6 protein-coding genes are annotated in these 18,803 nt (G+C 65.4%); all 6 read right to left on the reverse strand.

The features are described 5' to 3' along the window. Positions 1-48 precede the first annotated feature (48 nt). Genes KDD17_RS01610 through KDD17_RS01635 form a run of 6 tightly spaced genes read right to left on the reverse strand, consistent with a single transcriptional unit; the run spans position 49 to position 18,712 of the window. The gene (locus KDD17_RS01610; protein WP_212704984.1) at positions 49-7,479 is read right to left on the reverse strand and encodes an AMP-binding protein; all 7,431 of its coding nucleotides are present in this window, start codon (positions 7,477-7,479) and stop codon (positions 49-51) included. Between the two features lie 14 nt (positions 7,480-7,493). Beyond that, positions 7,494-9,101 (reverse strand): amino acid adenylation domain-containing protein, encoded by a 1,608-nt coding sequence (locus KDD17_RS01615; protein ID WP_212704985.1) that lies wholly within the window; start codon positions 9,099-9,101, stop codon positions 7,494-7,496. Next, positions 9,101-13,081 carry a non-ribosomal peptide synthetase gene (locus KDD17_RS01620; RefSeq protein ID WP_212704986.1) on the reverse strand — a complete coding sequence of 1,327 codons (3,981 nt, stop codon included), beginning with the start codon at positions 13,079-13,081 and terminating at the stop codon, positions 9,101-9,103. Before KDD17_RS01620 ends, KDD17_RS01615 begins: the two co-directional genes overlap by 1 nt. Further along, on the reverse strand, positions 13,078-13,620 hold the full coding sequence (locus KDD17_RS01625; protein WP_254796857.1) for a SagB/ThcOx family dehydrogenase: 543 nt from the start codon (positions 13,618-13,620) through the stop codon (positions 13,078-13,080). The genes KDD17_RS01620 and KDD17_RS01625 overlap by 4 nt, the downstream gene beginning before the upstream one ends. After that, positions 13,605-17,939, reverse strand: a complete 4,335-nt coding sequence (locus KDD17_RS01630; protein ID WP_212704988.1) for a non-ribosomal peptide synthetase — start codon at positions 17,937-17,939, stop codon at positions 13,605-13,607. The genes KDD17_RS01625 and KDD17_RS01630 overlap by 16 nt, the downstream gene beginning before the upstream one ends. A gap of 2 nt (positions 17,940-17,941) precedes the next feature. After that, the gene (locus tag KDD17_RS01635; protein WP_254796858.1) at positions 17,942-18,712 is read right to left on the reverse strand and encodes an AMP-binding protein; all 771 of its coding nucleotides are present in this window, start codon (positions 18,710-18,712) and stop codon (positions 17,942-17,944) included. Positions 18,713-18,803 lie beyond the last annotated feature (91 nt).

Raw genomic sequence — 18,803 nt, forward strand, 5'->3', positions numbered from 1 at the left:
TTACGAGCGCCGCGCGGCAAAGGTTTCACGCGGGCCGTGTGGCGCGGTCTAACCAAACAGGTATTTTGCAATCTGGTCTACCGCCGGTGCCTGCAAAATGGAGTAGTGATCCGAAGGCAGCGACACGCTGTAGCGCGGCACTTCGAGCAGGGACCGCCAGCGGTCAAGATGCGCGTGCGCGTCCACGGGGGTGACCAACAAACCCGCAGCCGCGGTATCGGCGACAAAGACGCTGGCCTGCGTGCGGCGCAGACACCGGGGCCGGTGGGTCTGCATCGCCTGCATGTTCAGCGCGCAGCAGGTCACCAGCCGGTCAAGCTGGTTTTGCAGTTCGGGCGCGATCTGCGTCTCCAGCGGTCGGCCGGGTCGCGCAGCGGAAGACAGGCGCGGCGCCAGCTCAAACAGAAACGCATCCTGGATTTCCGCGCGGTCGATGCGACCGATCCGTTCTCCGCTGTCGGGATCCGGCGGATCAATCATCGCGACATGTGCGACACAGGTGCCGTCGGCCTCGGCCTGCACCGCCATTTCCTGCGCCAGCCAACCGCCGTAGGACCAGCCGACAAGCTCGACCGACGCGATATCTGTGCCCAATTGCTCTTTGAGTGCTGCCAGATAGGCGGCAGCCTGCGACGCGAGCGGTTGGGCGCCGGGATCCATCGCCCGCAGTTTTGGGTCGGCGATGGCAAGCACGGTCACATCGGGCGCGATCCGTTGCAAAAGCGGCTTGTAGCATGCCGTCTCTCCCCCTACCGGATGCACAAAGCAGACAATGCGCCCAGAGGCCCCCGCGCGCCAGCGCTCGACCGTAACCGGGGGCAGCGCTGCGGGGGGTGGCCTGTCGTCTGCGATGCGGCGCAGCACGTCGGCGACGGTCCGTTCCTCGGAAAAATCATTGACGCTGAGGGGCGTGCCAAACTCCGCGTCAATGTTTTCAATCAGGTCGATGGCGTGCAGGGAATCGATACAAAGCGCCAGCATCGTGTCGTCCGCCGCGACGTCCGAGACGCCAAGCGTGCGCGCAAAAACGGCGCGCAGCGTGTCGATGGGCGCGGCTGTGGGGCTGACCGGCTGCATCAGTTCTGCGAGATCTGCAATGGACGCGTCCGGCGCGATCGCCGAAAGGTCGGGCACGGTGTCAAACTGTGCCCGCAGACTTTCCAGCAGGTCGATCATCATGAGTGAATCGACACCGATATCCGCCATCGCGATATCGATGTCCGGATTTTCGATATCCAGCAAATCCGCAACCGTTGCCACAATCAGATCCAGCGGGCTTTGCCGCGCAGCCGACGCCCGTGCGGCGATCGGGGCGGGGGCGTAGAATTGCCGCGCCTCCGTCAGATCCAGCGTCGAGATCAGCACTTGCGGGCACCCGTGCCGCAGCGCTTGAACGAAGGTCGCGCGGCCCTCTTCGTCCGTCAGACCCACCTCAAGATGTGCCCGGTGCTGCGCATCCCTTGCAAGGGCGTTAACGGCCATCCCGCTTTGCGACCAGATGTCCCAATTCAGGGTCAGTCGGCGGACCTCGGGCGCCTGCGGATCGTCGTAATGCGCCATCGCGTCGAGCAGTCCGTTGACAGCGGCGTAATCAAGCTGCCCGTTGCCGCCCATCTCGGCGGCCATGGAAGAGCAGTAGATCACCCGCTGCGGTTGGAGTTCGCGCAGCAACGTCTCGACGTGGGCCGCGCCGTCGATCTTGACGCGGTTGCGGGCGCGCATCTGTGCCGCATCGCGGGAGGCTGTGGGCGCGTAGCTGCCGACACCGGCGGCAAATATCACTGTATCGACGGGGCTATCGAAGGCGGGCCAGACAACGCGGTCCGCACACAGATCGAGCGCATGCAGCGTGATGCTATCCGAGAACGCGGAAAGATTGGTGGGCAGTTTGGGATCACGTGCGAGAATGTCGATCCGCGACGTCCCCGCGCCGAGCAGCGCCTTGCATATATTGCGCCCGATCCCGCCGGTGCCGCCGATAACCACGGCGCGACGCGGCAGGGTGGTCGGCTGTGTGACCCGAGGCAGCGGTGCGCGTCGGCGTTCCCAAAGCTGTCCGTGGGCAAATGCGCTGCGTCCTTCCGGGAGCGTGGGCGCGTGCAGACAGTCGGGCAGCCGGTCACGGGTTCCGGGCTGTAGGTCCAACCAATGGACGGGCAGACCTGTCTCGGTCGGCAGGACTTCGCAAGGCCCGCAGAGCAGGTTGGTGAGCGGATGCGTCATGCGCCCGGTCGCAGCCGAAGCCCCTCCTTGCGACAGGTGGATCAAGCGGACCTCATCCCGTTCAAGCCCACGCGCCAGCGCCACAAGCCCCGGCATCACATCCAGACAGGCAAGCTGCGCAAACGCGCGGTCCGCGCCAGCGATGCCCGCGCCGATTTCGAGCGGTAGCGCGTTGAGGATGTCGATCCGCCCGGGCAGTTTTTGCGCCACGATCTGCCGGGCGATGTCGGTCAGATCCTGCGCCTGCGCTGTCGTGCGGAAATGATCGTCTGAAAGACGTGCGGCTGTTTCCGAGATCTCGAGCGTGATGACGCGGACATAGCCGCGCAGCTTTGACAGATCGGTTGCCGGGTCGCGCAGAACGATCGCCACGGCAGCGGTGTCCGGTGGTGCGGTCGGCGGACCGAGCGGCGCCCAGAAAGGTTGCAAAAACCACTCCGCCGGATCGCGCCGACCCGAGCCGTGCGCCGGAGCGGGCGTCGCAGGGCGGCGTTTGAAATCAAACGGGGCGATATCGAACGGGTAGACCGGAAAGCCAAAGGGCGCGGGGGAGGCGGGCGCAGGTTCCCGCGCGCCGCGGCCGTCCAGCCATTTCTGACAGAGCCGCGCGGCGGCGTTCGATTCTTTCGGTGGCGTCTGGTCGTCGATGCTGCGCAGCCGGGCCACGGCGTCGTCCACATCGGTCCAGACAAAGGCGGCGCGGCAGGCGCGCAGGGGCGCCCCGAACCTCAGGAACTGCATCGCCCCGGCGGCGCGTTCGGGGAAGGTATCGAGGTAATCGGCAATCTGCCCGGCCCAGCGGCGCAGGGTTTTCGGGCAGTGGGCCGAGATCAACAGCGCCTGAGGCGCGGGCGCTTCGGGCCGGGGCGCCGCGGGGTGAAATTGCGCAATAATCGCGTGTGCGTTTGTGCCGCCGATCCCGAAACTGCTGATGCCCGCGCGCCTTGTCGGCGCGCTCCAAGGCTGCGCGGTCGCCGGAATGTCAATCCGACGCTCTGCCAGGTTAAGCTCGGGGTTGGCGGTGTCGAAATGAAGGTTGGGCGGCGTGACCCGTTGCCGGATTGCCAGCGTTGCGCGGATCAGCCCCGCCAGCCCCGCCGCAGCGCCCAGGTGACCGATCTGACTTTTGAGCGAGCTGACGTGCAGAGGGTCGTCGCGCTGACCATAGACCGCGTCGATGGCGTCGATCTCGATCGGGTCGCCCAGAGGCGTGCCGGTGCCATGCGCCTCGATATAGCCGACGTCTGCCCCCTCCAACCCCGCCGCGCTCAGCGCCTGGGAGAGGGCCGCCCGCTGACCGGTGGCGGAGGGGGCGGTGTAGCTCATCTTGTCCCGGCCATCGTTGTTGATCGCCGAGCCCGCAAGCGTTGCGTAGATGCGATGACCATCCGCCAAGGCCTGCGACAACGGTGCGAGGGCCACGAAACATACGCCGCTCGCGCCGATGGTGCCGCTTGCCTGCGCATCGAAAGGGCGGCAGCTCCCGTCCTTTGAAAAGATGTGGTTGGCGCGCCAGGTGTAGCCATCGCCCAGCGTCGGATCGACGAGGCTCGCGCCGACCAGCATCACGTCGCAATCGCCCTGGCGCAGCATGCCCGCCGCCGTATGCACCCCGATCAACGAGCTGCCGCAGGCGGCCTGAACGGTCAGCGCAGGCCCCGTCAGCCCAAGACGGTAGGCGAGCTTTGTGGCCGCAAAATCCTTGTCATGGTGCAGGGCCATCTGAAACGGATCGGGGATGCCGTCGGGATCGCCGTTGCGCAGCATATCCTGAAAATAGGTATTCTCGCCGCAGCTGGCGATCACCCCGATGCTGCGCGGGCTGCGCTGGGGATCAAGCCCCGCATCGCCGAGAACCTGCACCGCATTCATCAACAAATGCCGCTGCTGCGGGTCCATCAGAACGGCCTCCTGCGGGGAAATGCCGAAATAGCCCGGATCAAATCCCAATGGCGCGGCCAATTGACTGCGCGCGCCGATCTTGCCGGGCTGCGCGCTGAAGGTCTCGACCCCTGTCAGGTTCTGCACGATCATCGCGGCAAATTCCGCACTGTCCCGCGCCCCCGGCAAATCGACCGCGATACCGATGATGGCGATTTCGTCGGATTTGGGGCCGGCCGCAGGCGGGGGCGTCTGTGGTGTATGGTCTTGATCGCCGCGCAGCATCCGCGCCAGACGTTTGGGCGTCGTGCCCTTGCCAAACAAATCGGCAACCGCGATCCGGCACGACAACGCCTGTTGCACCGCGTTGCGGTAGCGCATCAGATCAAGGCTGTTGGCCCCCGCGGCCCAAAACGTCTGCGTGGGCGCGATACTCCGCCCCACGACGCGCTGGAAGATGTGGCAAAGCGTGTCGATATCGCTCTCCGGGGCCTCAAACGGGGGCGTATCGCGCGCCACAGGTTCAGGAAGCGCCAGCGCCCTGCGGTCGATCTTGCCCGTGGCCGTGCGCGGCCATTCAGTGATGCGCACCACCTGTTTGAGCCGAACAGCCGCCGGAAGCTCCGCCGCCAGACAGGCGTTCAGGCTATCCACATCCGGCAGGGCGCGCGATGGCTCTACAAAGGCTACGGGATGCCCTTCGGCAGAGAGGGTGACGGCGGCGAGGGCGACATCGGGATGGCGATTCAAAATGGTTTCGATCTCCTGCCGCTCGATGCGGTGGCCGGAGATCTTGATCTGGTCGTCCAGCCTGCCGAGGCAGATCAGCCGGTCATTGCGCAGCAGGGCGACCCGGTCGCCGGTCAGATACTGCGGACCATCGTCCTGCCGGAAGCGGGCATCGTTCTGCGCGGGATCGAGGTAGCATGGCCGGATGAAGGGACCCGCGACGCGCAACTCACCGCTTGGCTGCGCGATGTTGAAACGGCAATTCGAAATCGGAAGGCCGATCGGGGCGACGTCTGGCCAGGTATCGGGATCTGCGGGCAGGTGATGGCTGGCAATGACGTGCGTTTCGGTGGGACCATAGTGATTGATAAGCCGCGCGTCGGGCATGCGCCCGAACCAGTCGCGCAGCGCCCCCGTGCACGCAAGCGTTTCGCCCGCCGAGATCACCTGCCGAAGATCGGGCAGCACCTGATCGGCCGTCAGAGCTGTCTCTGCCAACAGCTTGAGCGCCACAAACGGCAAAAAGATGCGCTGAGCACGGGTGTCGCGCATCAGACACAGGATGCCCTCGGCATCGTGGCGCAGATCCGGGGGCATCAAGGTAAGGGTGCCGCCGGTGGTAAGGGTGGTCAGGATCTCCTGAAAGCTGACATCGAAAGACAGCCGCGAAAATTGTTGGGTGCGTGCGGGGCCGTGCAGCCCATCGTATTCCGTTTGCCATTGCAGCAGATTGCACAGGCTTTCGTCCCAAACCCGGACGCCTTTGGGGGTGCCTGTCGAGCCGGAGGTAAACAGCAGATAAAGCGGATTGCCCGCGTGGCTGGGCGTGAACTCCGCGCGCTCTTCAAGTTCGGGAAACAGGACAATCGGCTGGCCGCCCAGCGCCGGTGGGGCATCCGCGCGCGCCCCAAGTATGAGCGCGGGCCGGGCTTGCGCGACGATGTTCTCCAGTTTTGCAGTTGGCAGGTCTGGGTCGAGCGGCAGGATGGTCGCGTTGATCTGTGCCAATGCGACGATTGCGATCACGTGTTCGGGACCGCCATCGGTCAAAAGGGCGACAACGGGCGCCTCTTGTGACACGATCCGCGTGCTGAACCAGTGGGACAGCGCATTTGCCCGCGCCATCAGCCGGGCGTAGGTCAGCGTCTTATCCGCGTCACGCAGTGCGATGGAGTGGGGTGTCCTGTCGGCCTGCGCGCGCAGCAGCCCCGCGACGGTCGTTGTCTCCAGCGACTGCTCCGGCCCGTGCAGCACGGCCGTCGGCGGCTCTGTCAGGGCGGCGCAAGGGCTCTGCGGATCTGCAAGGCCCACCAGACCGGCGGCAAAGGCATCCATGAAGCGCGTGGCATCCTCCGGTGAAAACCGGGAGTCGTCGATTTCGGCGTGCAGGGTGGCGCCGGTTTCGGTGGGCGTCACAAAGACAACAATCGCGGCTTTCGGGGCCACGCGCGCGGGATGGCTGAAGCGTGCCGAAACCCCCGCCAGTGCGAGGCGTGCGTAGTCGGTGTTCTCCATCACGAACAGGCAGTCAAAGCGTAGCTTGTCGCGCGCGTCCTCAATCCCGCATTGCACGTAAAGATGTTCGAGCGGCACGTCCGCGCAGCCCATCACCCGCGCCCAGACCTCGTGGTGGCCATCCACGCAGGCGGCACGTGTCTGGTCAGGCTCCAGCGAGACCGGGAAAATCACCGTGTTGGCCATCATGCCGATGGTTGCGTCGCTATCCGCGCGCTGTCTGTTGCTGGTGGGGCTGGCGATGTTGAAACGCCGCTGCCCGGTGACCTGCGAGAACGCCCAGCCACACACCATCGTAAAGAGGTGAAAGGGCGTGACCCCGCGCGATTGCGCCATCAGATGCAAGGGGCTTAGCTGCGCCGCCGCCAGATCACGGCTGTAGGTGCGTGCGCTTGAGGGCTCCTGCGCGCGCAGCGTTGTCAGTGGCGGCTCGGGCGGCGCTGTATCGGTCCAGATCTGTCCCAGCCGCGCGCGCTGTGCGCGCTGTTCCTCGGTCCGTGCGGCGTGGTCCTGCCATGCGGCAAAGCCCGCCATGTCAAGATGTGGCGCCTCCGGCTCAAAGTCGGGATCGTTGTAGCGTTGCGAGACCTCGTCGAGAAAGAGATTGAGCGACCAGCCGTCAAACAGCACGTGATGGGCGTGGATCACCAGACGTCCGGCGGTTTCCTCAAAGGGCATCCAGTAGACCTGACAGAGCGCAGCACTTGCCAGATCGAAAGGCTCCGCAAAAATAGCCTGCGTCTGCGCCTCGCAGGTCTGTGCGATGATCTGCCCGGATGAATAGGCGTGAAACCGGCAATTGCTGCGCGGTCTTTGCACCTGCCACAGCGCACCGTCGGCCTCAACCAGCGCGGTGGAAAAGGCCGGATGGGCCGCGAAAGTCGCGGTGAAAGCGTGCGACAGACGGTCCGCGTCCACCGGCCCGCGCAGATCATAGATCAGCGGCACGCTGTAGGCACGGCTGTGCGGATGATGCTGCGCATCGAGCCATAGCCGTCTTTGCTCGCTGCTCGCGGGGGCGCGGGTGCGTTCCGCGAAAGAGATGGCGTCGGGGACGGCATCCATGGGCCGCATCAAACCCGGAAGATCGCGGAACGGGCGGCTCAGGATATCCTGAAGGTCCAGCGTCATCGCGCTGTCCCGTTCTAGCGCATGCTTGAAAAGCTGTGCGCGCAGGCTGTCGCCCCCCCGGTGAGAAAGGTGTCGTTCCCCGTCAGGTCCTGACGCTCCAGCAGGGTTGCCGCGAGCGCCAACAGGGCCGCAAGGTCAGGCCCTTCCGGCGTATCCGACGCCTCCGGTTTCCAGGCGTCCGGCGCGGTGGCCGCAAGCGCCGCCGCATCCACTTTGCCATTCGCGTTCATTGGAAACGCAGCGACCCGGAACAGCAGATGCGGCACCATGTAGGTGGGCAATTCATGCTGCATGAAATCCCTGAGCGCGGCATAGGAGAGCGCGTCGCTCACGATCAGGTAACCGTGCAACTGCGCCGGGGCGTCCTCGGACGTGTGTACATGGACATAGGCCTGGCTGATGGCGGGGTGGCGTTCCAGCGTTGTCTCGATCTCGCCCGGCTCGACGCGGAACCCCCGGATCTTGGCCTGCCGTCCGATGCGCCCCACAAAATGCACCGTCCCGTCGTCGTTCAGCGTGACCCGGTCGCCGGTGCGGTAGTGGATCTGCCCTTCGTGCCGCACAAAGGCGGCGGCGGTGAGGTCGGGCTGGCCGTAGTACCCCAACCCGACCGCGTCGCCGCCGATCCACAGCTCGCCTGTCGCGGCCTCGATATGCACGCGCGTACCCGGCAGCGGGCGTCCGATGGGCGCGTCGGCGCGGGTATTGTCGCGACCGATCGCACAGCAAAGCGAGAAGGTGGCACATTCAGTCGGGCCATAGACATTGTGGATCACGCACTCCGACGCGGGGTTATCGTCGTACCACTGCATCACCGTGCGGGTGCTGATCCGTTCTCCACCGATCAAAACGGTCTTGAGCGTGCTGAAGGCGGCGGGCATCGTCGCAACGATTGCATTGAACAGCGCGACCGTCAGAAACAGCGTCTCTATCCGCGCATCCGTCAGCGCCTTGGCGATGCGTGGAAACTCTGCGGCGTCCTCGGGCGCGATGATCACACAGACCCCCCCGGTCAACAGCGGGGCCCATATGTCAAAATTGATGGCATCGAACGCGGGATTTGACAGGCTCGCGAACCTGCGTCCCGGCGACAGGGGGGTATAGCCCTGCTGGCCCAATCGCAGTACCGCGCGCTGCGGGACGACAACCGCTTTTGGCGTGCCCGTGGAGCCGGAGGTGAAAAACACGAATGCCGGATCATCGCGCGTCATCGCCACCCTCGGCGGCGCGGGCGTCCCGGTGACGCTCAGATCGTCGACGCGGACCACGGGCGTGTCGCCAAACGCGATGTCCGCGCGCGCTGTCACGACCAGCCCGCAGGCTCCCGTCGCGATCATCTGCTGTAGTCGGCCATGCGGGCTTTGGGGGTCGAGCGGTACCACCACCGCGCCACAGCGCAGGATCGCCAGCGTCGCCACGACCAGCCGCCAGGAGCGCGGCAGCAAGATCGCAACGTGATTGCCCGGCTGCACCCCGCGCGCGGCAAGCCCGGCGGCGCAGCTTTGCACCCGCGCCAAAAGCTCGGCGTAGGACAGACAGATGGCGCCATCCTCCAGCGCGGTCAGATCCGGCGTGCGTGTCGCCTGCCTGGCAAACGCGTCGAACAGAGAAGTCTCGGCCATCACGATCCTTTCTCCGGTGCGCCGGTGAGGCGGTCTGTCTCACGGGTGATCAATCGGGTGACGATGCGCAGCTCCTGCGTTTCAAGCATGTCCCAGTGATCCCCGCGCACAAGGCGCGCGGTCAGATCCCCCGTCGTGCGCCCGCGCCAATAGCGGCGCACCTCATGCAGGAACGAACGGGGCAGATCGCTCAGTGCCTGAATGAACACCGTGCGCGCGGCGCTTAAGGGCACGTCATAGTCGCGAACGCTCAGCCGATTGTGGTTGTAGACGGTGAAATAACGCTCGATCTGCGCGTCGCTTATCCCCGGATAGGTTCCGTTGAAACGCACCAGCTTTTCGCGGAACTCGGTCATATCTACCACGTCGATACGCTGCCGCAGGGTGACATCGTCGGTCCCTTGGGTGTCGAGTAGAACGACCGAAACGTCCCGCTTGCCCCCGTCGCACAGTACCCGACCCATTTCATGGGCAACCAGCCCGCCAAAGGATAGCCCGGTGATGACCAGCGGCGCATCCAGCAGATCCGCAATCTCGGTCAGGTAGTGCGCGGCCATGGTTTCGACCGTGGGCGAGAGCGCCTCGCCGGGGTTCAGACCGGGCGATTGCAGACCGTAGACACCTATTTCCGAGGCCAGCGCCCTGGCCAGTGACAGATAGCAGAACGCGGTGCCGCCCGCGGGATGCACGCAGACCACGTTGACCTCCCCCGCGCCCCTGCGAAAGCGGATCAAGGCGTCTTCGCCCCCGGTGGCATCGGTTCCATCGCGCAGCAGGGCTGCCAATGCCTCGATTGTGGGGTTCGATATCACGTCGCGCAGGGTCAGCTGACGGCCCGTCGTCTCCCGCAGTTTGTGCAGCAGCTTGATCGCCGCGATCGACGAGCCGCCGATGTCAAAGAAATTGTCGCGAATGCCGATGCCCGGATGCAGCAGAACGCTTTGCCAGATGTTATAAAGCGTCATTTCGGTGGCGTCGCGCGGTGTGCTCTGGTTGACGGCATTCGACGGCGTGGCACTGGTGGGCGGCGGCAGGGCCGCGCGATTGACCTTGCCAGATGCGTTGAGCGGAAAGGCATCGAGCGGACAGATGATTGCAGGGATCATGTAGCCCGGCAGCAGGTCGGCCAGTGCCGGTTTGATCGCCGCAGGATCACCGTGCCCCGTGACGTAAGCGACCAGCGTATCCTCCCACACCGTGACAAGCGCCCCGGAACAGCCCACCCGCATGAGGCTGCTTTCCACATCTCCCGGCTCGATCCGAAAGCCGTTCAGCTTGATCTGGAAATCCCTGCGGCCGACAAACTCAAGGCGCCCGCTGGCGTTCAGTCGGGCAAGATCCCCGCTGCAGAACCACGGCCCCGGAAGTCCGGCCAGCGTTTCGGTAAAGGCCGCGCTGGGATGGTTTATGTAGCCCGCGCCAACGCCCGCACCGCCAATGCAGATCTCGCCGACTGCACCGCGCGGGACGGGCCTGCCTTTTTCGTCAAGCAGCAGGATTGTGGTATTGGCGATGGGCCGGCCGATCGGGATGACATCGCCGAAGGCGTCCTGCGGACCCTGCACATGGAAAACGGAATCGACCGCGCATTCGCTCACACCGTAGACATTCACGAGCGTGACACCGGGCAGCTTGCGCCGCAGATCCTCGGCCAATTCGCGCGTCAACTCGCCACCGCCGCAAAAGATGTGGGACAGGCCCGGCGGCCCGGCGTCAGTGAGCCCGTCGAGAAACAGCCGTAGGGTGGCGGGCACGAATTGCACAACGGCAACGGGTGTGTCCTGCAAATGCGCGCCCAGCAGGCTGGGATCCGCGCGCGCCGCCCCCTGCACGATCCGCAACCCGTGCCCGCCCAGCAGGGGCCAGAGGAATTCCCACAGGCTCGCATCAAATCCGATCGCGCTTTTCTGAACGACGTTGCCGTCGATTGAGAACTGCCGCTGCGTCCAATCGATGAGATTGACGAGGCTCGCGTGGCGCACGCGGTTGCCTTTTGGCGTCCCGGTGGACCCGGAAGTATAGATCACCGCCGCGATATCGTTGCCGCCGTGATCCGCGCTGACCTCGATGCGCTGCCCCCCGGTTGGCGCGTCAGGGGCCAGGATCGGCCCCGTGAACCCAGTGGCGCGCAGGGCATCGGTGTCGGGTTCCCGCGCGAATACCAGAGCGACGCCCGCATCGCTCAGAACGTGGCGCAGCCGGGCCTGCGGCGTGCGCGGATCGACGGGCACAAAGGCGCAGCCTGTCTTGAGCACCGCCAGCATCGCCACGACGTAGTCGAGATCGGGATCCAACATCAGGGCCACTGTCGCACCCGTGACGCAGCCCCGTGCGGCAAGCACCCCCGCCAGTGCCGACGCGCGCGCGCCGAGGTCTGCGTAGGACAGGCTGCGCGTCTCGTCCCGCACTGCGCCGCGTGCCGGTGAGAGGCGGGCCGTGCGGTCAAACCAGCCATCCAGCGTCAAATCCGGGTCAAGCGCGTGGGCCGACCCCACCAACGGGCCGGGCACGTCAAACGGCAGTCCGTTGATTGGAGTATCAGGTGCCGCCGTTGCGGCGCGCAGCACCACACCAAATTGATCGAGCCAGTCCGCGACGCTCTCCGCCTCAAACAGATCGGTGCAGTATTCGGCGCCAAGGGTAAAGCCGCCGTCGGTCTCGAACACCTCGACCGTTAGATCGTATTTTGCGGTCGCGCTGTCGGTGTCTACGGGTGTGAGGCGCAGCGCGCCCATGTCGCGCGCCTTGGCCTTGGGTGTGTTCTGGTAGATGAGCATGGTCTGGAACAGCGGCGCGTGCCCGGCACTGCGCACGGGGTTGATCGCTTCGACAACGCGGTCGAACGGCAGGTCCTGATGCTCCATCGCCCCCAGAACCGTCTGCTGCACCGCGCGCACCAGATCCGCAAAGGTCGGGTTTGCGTCGAGGGTGATCCGCAGCGCGACTGTGTTGATGAAATGGCCGATCAGCGGCTCAAGCGTGATGTCGTCGCGCCCGGCCAGCGAGGTGCCGATGCAGATATCTTCCTGCCCGCTCAGACGGCCCATCACGATGGCATGAACGGCGAGAAACACCGCAAACCCGGTCGCGCCCGTGGTCCGGGCGAGCGCGTTGATCTCTGCCGAAAGCGCGGCACCGAGGTGCTTGTGCAGATGCGCGCCCGCGTGGCTTTGTGCGGCGGGGCGGGGCCTGTCGGTGGGCAGGTTCAGCAGGTGCGGGATGCCGCGCAGATGGTCGGCCCAATAATCGGTTTTCCGCTTCATCTCCTGCGGTCCGAAACGGCGGCGCTGCATGAGCGCAAAATCCGCATATTGCACCGCAAGCGGGGCCAGATCGGGCGCACGGCCCGCGCTCCGGGCTGTGTAGCCTTCCAGCAGCTCGTTGAGCAGGATCCCCACCGACCAGCCATCGGCGCAGATGTGGTGCACGTTCAGCAACAGCACGTGTTCTTGCGGGCCAAGTTGCAGCAGGTCGAGCCGCACGCCTGCGTCGTTCTCGAGGTCGAAGGCGCGGGTCGCGTGACGTTCGATCAGCGTGTTGCAGTCGGCGGGATCTTCCACCACCCTGACGCTGAGTGCGCAAATTGGCCCATCAAATACCTTTTGCGCGGGCTCTCCCGCGTGATCGAGGAACGTGGTGCGCAGGATTGCGTGCCGCCGCAGCAACGCGTCAAAAGCCGCCCCAAGGGCTTCGTGGTCCAGCGGGCCGTCAAGGCGCAGTGCCATCGGGTTGTTGTACATCGCCGAGCCGGGATCGAGCCGATGCAGAAACCACAGTTGGGCCTGATTGAACGACTGGGGAAAAATCCTTGCGGTTGGCCGTGACAATGCGGCGATCAGGGCCTGTTTCTGCGCCTTGATCTGACCCAGCAGATCCTGCGTGATCACACCTTTCGCAGCCTTGACGTTCAGCGATGTGCCGTCGGTCGTGACCGTCGCACCAAGGGTATCGAGCCGGTTCAGCAGCGCCTGCGGTGTCATATGTCAAACTCTTCGGTGTCGTCGTTGTACGCATCGGACGCGGGTGCCATCGGCCCGGGCGCCACGCCACCCAGCATGGAATAGATCAGCTGATGCGCGGCCCCCAGATCAAAGAGGTCCGCGACGCGGTTTTTCTCAAGATTGCCGATGCCGCACAGGCCCAGCCCGACCTCGCCCGCGCGGCTGGTCAGGTGCTGGGCCATCTGACCGGTCTCAAGAAGAACCATATCGCGGCTGGCCGCCCCGTATATCGGCGTGATCGCGGACATATCCGCAACAAAGAACACCGCGAATGCCGCCCGCTCGTACGTTGGTCTGTTGACGAAATAATCGTAGCTGTCACCGTCGAGCGTCGCGTCGCTGTCGAGCCGGATCAATGTGCGCTCACGCGGGTGCAGGTAATAGCTTCCCGGCGCGATGCCGTCGATCCGGCCCTGTTTGACATAGAGGTAGGTCTGAACCGGATACAGCCCGCCTGCGGAGGCGTATTGAAATCGCGGACCGTCCGGCGCGGGGTTTTGCATCAAGGCCGAGAGCATATCCGAAAGTTGTGGCAGAGCGACCGGCGTGTGCGCAAAATCGCGCACGGACCGGTTTGCGACAAATCTGTCTTGCGCGGGGGGTGTGCACTGAAAGGCAGTCGGGCGCGCGGACCGTCGATCTCGCGCAGACCCTTCTGCGCTGCCTTGAACGCCGCGCGGGCTGTCTCATCCTCGATGGTGTTGCCGTCGGACGGATCGGGTGCGCCCTGCGACGGCGGCGCTTCCTGAACGGCGGCACTGTCGCGCCAAAGGGTGATCAGCGCGGCGAGGGTCGGGCTGCGCATGAAACGCGCCAGTGGCGGTCGGAACCCATGGGCGGCGGCGACTGCATTGCTGATGCGCACGATGTCGAGCGAACTGGCCCCCAGCGACAGAAGGTTCGCGTGCGGGTCGATCTTTTCCTGACCCAGCGTGCGCAACACGATCCCGGCGATGTCGCGTTCGACGCTGCCGCCAATCGTAAACGCCGTGTCGGACAGGCTGCCGCTGTCAACAGGATCGGGCAGTTTTGCGCGGTCCACCTTGCCATTTGCGGAAAGCGGTAGCGCGTCGAGCCAGGTAAACGACGACGGAATTTCGTAGCTGGGAAGGATCCCCGCAAGATGGTCGCGCAGGTCGGCGCCGCGCACCGCATCCCGCGCGCCCACCACGTAGGCCGCAAGGCGTTTCTGCGCCATCGCCGCGCCGACAATGCGTACCGCTGCGGCCGTCACGCCCGGATGACGTTCGAGCGCCTTTTCAATGCCGCCAAGCTCGATCCGGTAGCCCTGCAGCTTGACCTGACTGTCGCGTCGGCCCAGAAATTCGATAGTCCCGTCCGGCATGGCCCGGCCCAGATCACCCGTCCGGTAAAGCCGCGCGCCGGTGACTGGGTGGTTCACAAACGCGTCTTGGGTGCGTTCGGGATCTTCCCAATACCCCAGCGCGAGGCCGCGCCCGCCGATGTAGATCTCTCCGGCCACATGCGGTGGGCGCGGGGCAAGCCGGTGGTCAAGCACGTGAACGCTTTGCCCTTCCAGCGCGGTGCCGTAGGGGATGCTGGTCCAGTCGTCGGGGACCTCCGTGACAGGATACCCGATGGACCAGATCGAGGCCTCGGTCGCGCCGCCAAGGCTCCATATCGTGATCTCTGGCGCGGCCCGTCGCAGTGCGCCGGGCAGGGCAAGCGGGATCCAGTCCCCCGACATCATCGCACAGCGCAGCGGCAACGGATCGTCGGTGGCCTGCCAATCCTCGACCAGCAGGCCGCTCAGCGCGGGCACAGCGTTCCAGATCGTGACGTCATGGGCGCGGATCAGCGCGCGCCAATGAACGGGATCGCGGCGCTTTTCGGCGTCGGGCAGCACCAGCGCGGCCCCCACGCTCAGCGGCCCAAAGATGTCGTAGACCGACAGATCGAAGTTCAGGGCAGAGACGCCGAGGATGCGGTCCTGCGCGGTCAGCCCGATGCGGGCATTGATGTCGTGCAGGGTGTTTGTCGCCCCGCCGTGATCGATCATCACGCCCTTGGGCTCGCCCGTCGATCCGGAGGTGAAGATCACGTAGGCCAGATCAGTGTCGCTGACTGCCACAGGCGCGGGCGTCCGCGGGGCTGGATACGGCAAAACCTCGATCACCGGGACAGAGGTGCCGGAGGGCACGCGCGGCGTTGCCGGGCTGGTCACAACCACACTGGCGCGGGTGCGGGTCAGCAAGGCGGTGACACGTGCGTCGGGAAAATCCGCGTCGATCGGCACATAGGCGCCACCGGCCATCAGGCAGCCCAGCACGGCAACTGTTTGCTCCCACCTGACCGGCATCAGCACGGCCACGCGGTCACCCCGCCGCACGCCGGCCTCCTGCAGGCGGGCGGCAAGGGTCTGCGCTTCTGTCAGCAGGGTTTCATAGCTCAGGCGGCGCGCGGATGTGATGATCGCGTCGCGATCGGGCGTGCGCCCTGCCTGCCCGACAAAAAGCGCGTCCAGCGTCGCGCCTGCCTGCGGCAACGTCGGCACATCCGGTGCGGCGGGAAAGACCGATTGCCCTGCCTCTGACCAGAACGCAGGCCGCGCCAAGGCTTCCAGCAGGTCGCAATAGGCCGCAAACATGTCCTCGACCATGCCAGGCGGGAAGAGCCCGTCGATGCTGTCCCAGTTGAAAAACAGCGCGCCGTCTTCCTCAATGATCGTATGGTCAAGCCAGACCTGCGGCGTCTGGGTGATCGTATGCACATTTGTCGCCCGAAACTGCCGGTCGGCGGCGCGCGCGGGCGCGGGTGTCTGCAATTCGGTCAGGGTGGAGTTGAACACCACCGGGAGCCCCTGCGGTGGTTGGTCTGCGCGGCGCGCCAGCGCCCGCATCACCTCGATCCCCGACACTTGCGTGTGATCCATATCCTGCCAAAGCGCGGCCTGCACCGCGGTGGCGTATTCGGCAAAGGTGCCGCCTGCATCGAGGTGCGACCGAAACAGCAGAACAGATGAAAAATCACCGATCACCGCATTGATGTCGGGATGCAACGGCTGACGGTTGAAAAGCGGCAGTGACAGGCTGAAATCCCTGTTCTGGGCGTAACGGCCAAGCACCGTGCAGAACGCGGCCAGGAGCATCCCCGACGCGGTGACCTTGTGGCGGCCCGCATTGTCCTTGATCGCGTTCCATACCGGTTTTTCGATGCAATGGTCCTGACGGTGGAACACCGGTTTCTCGATGGAGTCGGGCTGGCACAGCAGCGGCAGATCGGGGCCGGTCGGCAGATCTTCAAACCGGTCCATCCAATAGGCCATCGCTTTCGCATAGCTTTCCGATGCCCGCAGGGCGCGGTCGGCGAGGACATAGTCGCGGAAGGTAACGCCGGGCGCGTCGAGGTCGAGGTTCGGATCCTCGTAGAGACCGACAAGTTCTGTCATCAGCAGTGACGTGCTTGCCGCGTCCACGATCAGCGCGTCCAGGCTGATGTGCAGGTGGCTGTTCCCGTCCGGCAGGGCGGTGACCTCGAACCCGAAGAGGGGCCAAGTTTGCGCATCGAGAACCTGATGCGACAGGCGCGCGCGTTGCGCATCCAACGCGGCGCGCGCTGCCGCTTGCGAGGGATCTGTGACGCTGTGCACGGCAATCCGGTAGGCGGGCACATCGGCAAGCACCCGCTGCGTCCCGTCCGGCGCAAAAACGGCGCGCAGCATGTCGTGGCGGGCGATGACGGCGTTCAGCGCGGCCTCGAACCGCAGCACATCGAATTCGGCGATCCGCAACTCGGTGTAGGAATGGGCGGAGACGCCGCCAAGGCTCAGGCTTTCGTCGCGCCCCACAAGATAGGCTTGCTGGATGTCGGTGAGGGGAAACGGCGCGTGTCGGTTCTCCGGATCGGCGGTAATCTGCGGGGCGGGAGACGGCGCGGCGGAAGGCGCGCACCGGTCGATCTGGCGCGCCAGATCGCGCAGCACGGGATTGCCCAGCAGGGTGGACAGGCCCAGATCGCAGCCCAGCTCCGCGTTGATCAGATGCAATATGCGCGCGGCCAGCAGGGAATGTCCGCCGTTTGCGAAAAAATCGTCCAGCGCGCCGATGCGCGGCACGCCCAGCGTCCGCGACCAGATTTCGCAGAGCGTCGTCTCGGTCGGTGTCACGGGCGCCACGAAGTCCTGCGCGGTCTGCCAATCGGGGTCAGGCAGCGCGCGGCGATCCACTTTGCCGCTGGTGTTCAGGGGCAGGCGGTCCAGCACCACGATTTCCTGCGGGCACATGTAGGACGGCAAAAGGGCGGCCAGCGTGTCGCGCAGCGCCGCAACTGGCACGCCCGTCACGCAATAGGCCACAAGCGCGAGCTGCCCGGCAGGCTTGTCGCGCACGATCACGGCCGCGTCGCGCACACCTTCCTGCGCGCGCAGGACGCTTTCGACCTCGCCCGGCTCCACCCGGTAGCCGCGGATTTTCACCTGATCGTCGATGCGCCCGAGAAAATGCAGCACCCCGTCGGCATCCCGTCGGACCAGATCACCGGACCGGAAAAGCCGTGCGCCGGGCCGATCCGCGAACGGGTCGTCGATGAAACGCGCCGCCGTCAGGTCGTGACGGTTGAGATACCCTTGGGCAAGGCCCGGCCCCCCGATGTAGAGCTCGCCGGCGACCCCTGTCGGCACGGGGGTGAGCGCGCTGTCGAGAACGCGCAGCGTCGTATTGGCAATCGGGCTGCCGATGGGCGCATCGACGGGAACGCGCTTTGCGGTGTCCAAGCCAATCACCTGCTGGCTCACGACATGGGTTTCGCTGGGACCGTATTGATTGCAGATCCGTGTGCCACCAAGGGCCGTGAGCGTGGCCCTGAGCGCATCGGTCAATTTCAGCGCCTCGCCCGCCGTGATGATCTCGCAGCAAGCAGGTGGATCTGACGGCGTCCGGGGGCCTGTAGCACATGCAGTACCGCTGCAGGCAGGAACGCCCTTTCAATTCGGTGATCTTGCAGGAACTGGCCTAAATTGGCGACATCGCGCTGCGCCTCCACCGGCATCAGAACAAGCGTTGCGCCGCCGCAAATCGCCGAGAAAATCTCCTGAAAGGCGACATCAAACGCGAGTGAGGCAAATTGCAGGACGCGCTTTGGAGTACCCGGTTGTGAAAGCTGCCAGCCGATCAGATTGTCCAGCATCGCGTGGGTCTGAACGACCCCTTTTGGCACCCCGGTCGTGCCGGAAGTGTACAGGATATAGCTTGCATCTTCGGGCGCGGGCAGGGGCAGATCGGCATCGACATCCGGCAAGTCATCGGGCCGGATCGGTCTGATCCATGCCGGATCAACGCCCGCCGCCGATGCCGCCGCCGGGTCCGCCGCAAAGAGCGCCAGCGGCTCTGCGTCGCGCAGGATCGCGTCAATACGCGCGCGCGGATGGCGCGGGTCGATCGGGACAACGCAGCCGCCTGCCCGCATGACCCCCAGAACGGCGAGGATCATTTCCGGCGTGCGATCCGCCCAGATCGCGACCGGTTGCGCCTGCCGCAGACCCGATTGCAGCAAATGGCTCGCGAAACGGGCCGACGCGGTCTGCAAGGCGTCGTAGCTGAGGCTGCGATGCGCGGCGCTGCACGCGATTGCGTCGGGGGTCTTTTGCGCCATTGCCGCAAAACGGCCGAGAATGCGCGCATCGCGTGCGATCTGCGGCGGTGCGGGCTGGGGGCGCACTCGATGTTTTGCGTGTCCCCTGTGC

The organism is Sulfitobacter albidus (assembly GCF_018200035.1).
Lineage (GTDB): Bacteria > Pseudomonadota > Alphaproteobacteria > Rhodobacterales > Rhodobacteraceae > Sulfitobacter > Sulfitobacter albidus.

Bases quoted from the DNA above. Each gene is read 5' to 3' on its own strand.
- KDD17_RS01610 (WP_212704984.1), bottom strand. From the start codon at position 7,479: ATGACGCTGGACCTTCAGGATATCCTGAGCCGCCCGTTCCGCGATCTT.
- KDD17_RS01615 (WP_212704985.1), bottom strand. From the start codon at position 9,101: ATGGCCGAGACTTCTCTGTTCGACGCGTTTGCCAGGCAGGCGACACGC.
- KDD17_RS01620 (WP_212704986.1), bottom strand. From the start codon at position 13,081: ATGACACCGCAGGCGCTGCTGAACCGGCTCGATACCCTTGGTGCGACG.
- KDD17_RS01625 (WP_254796857.1), bottom strand. From the start codon at position 13,620: ATGCTCTCGGCCTTGATGCAAAACCCCGCGCCGGACGGTCCGCGATTT.
- KDD17_RS01635 (WP_254796858.1), bottom strand. From the start codon at position 18,712: ATGGCGCAAAAGACCCCCGACGCAATCGCGTGCAGCGCCGCGCATCGC.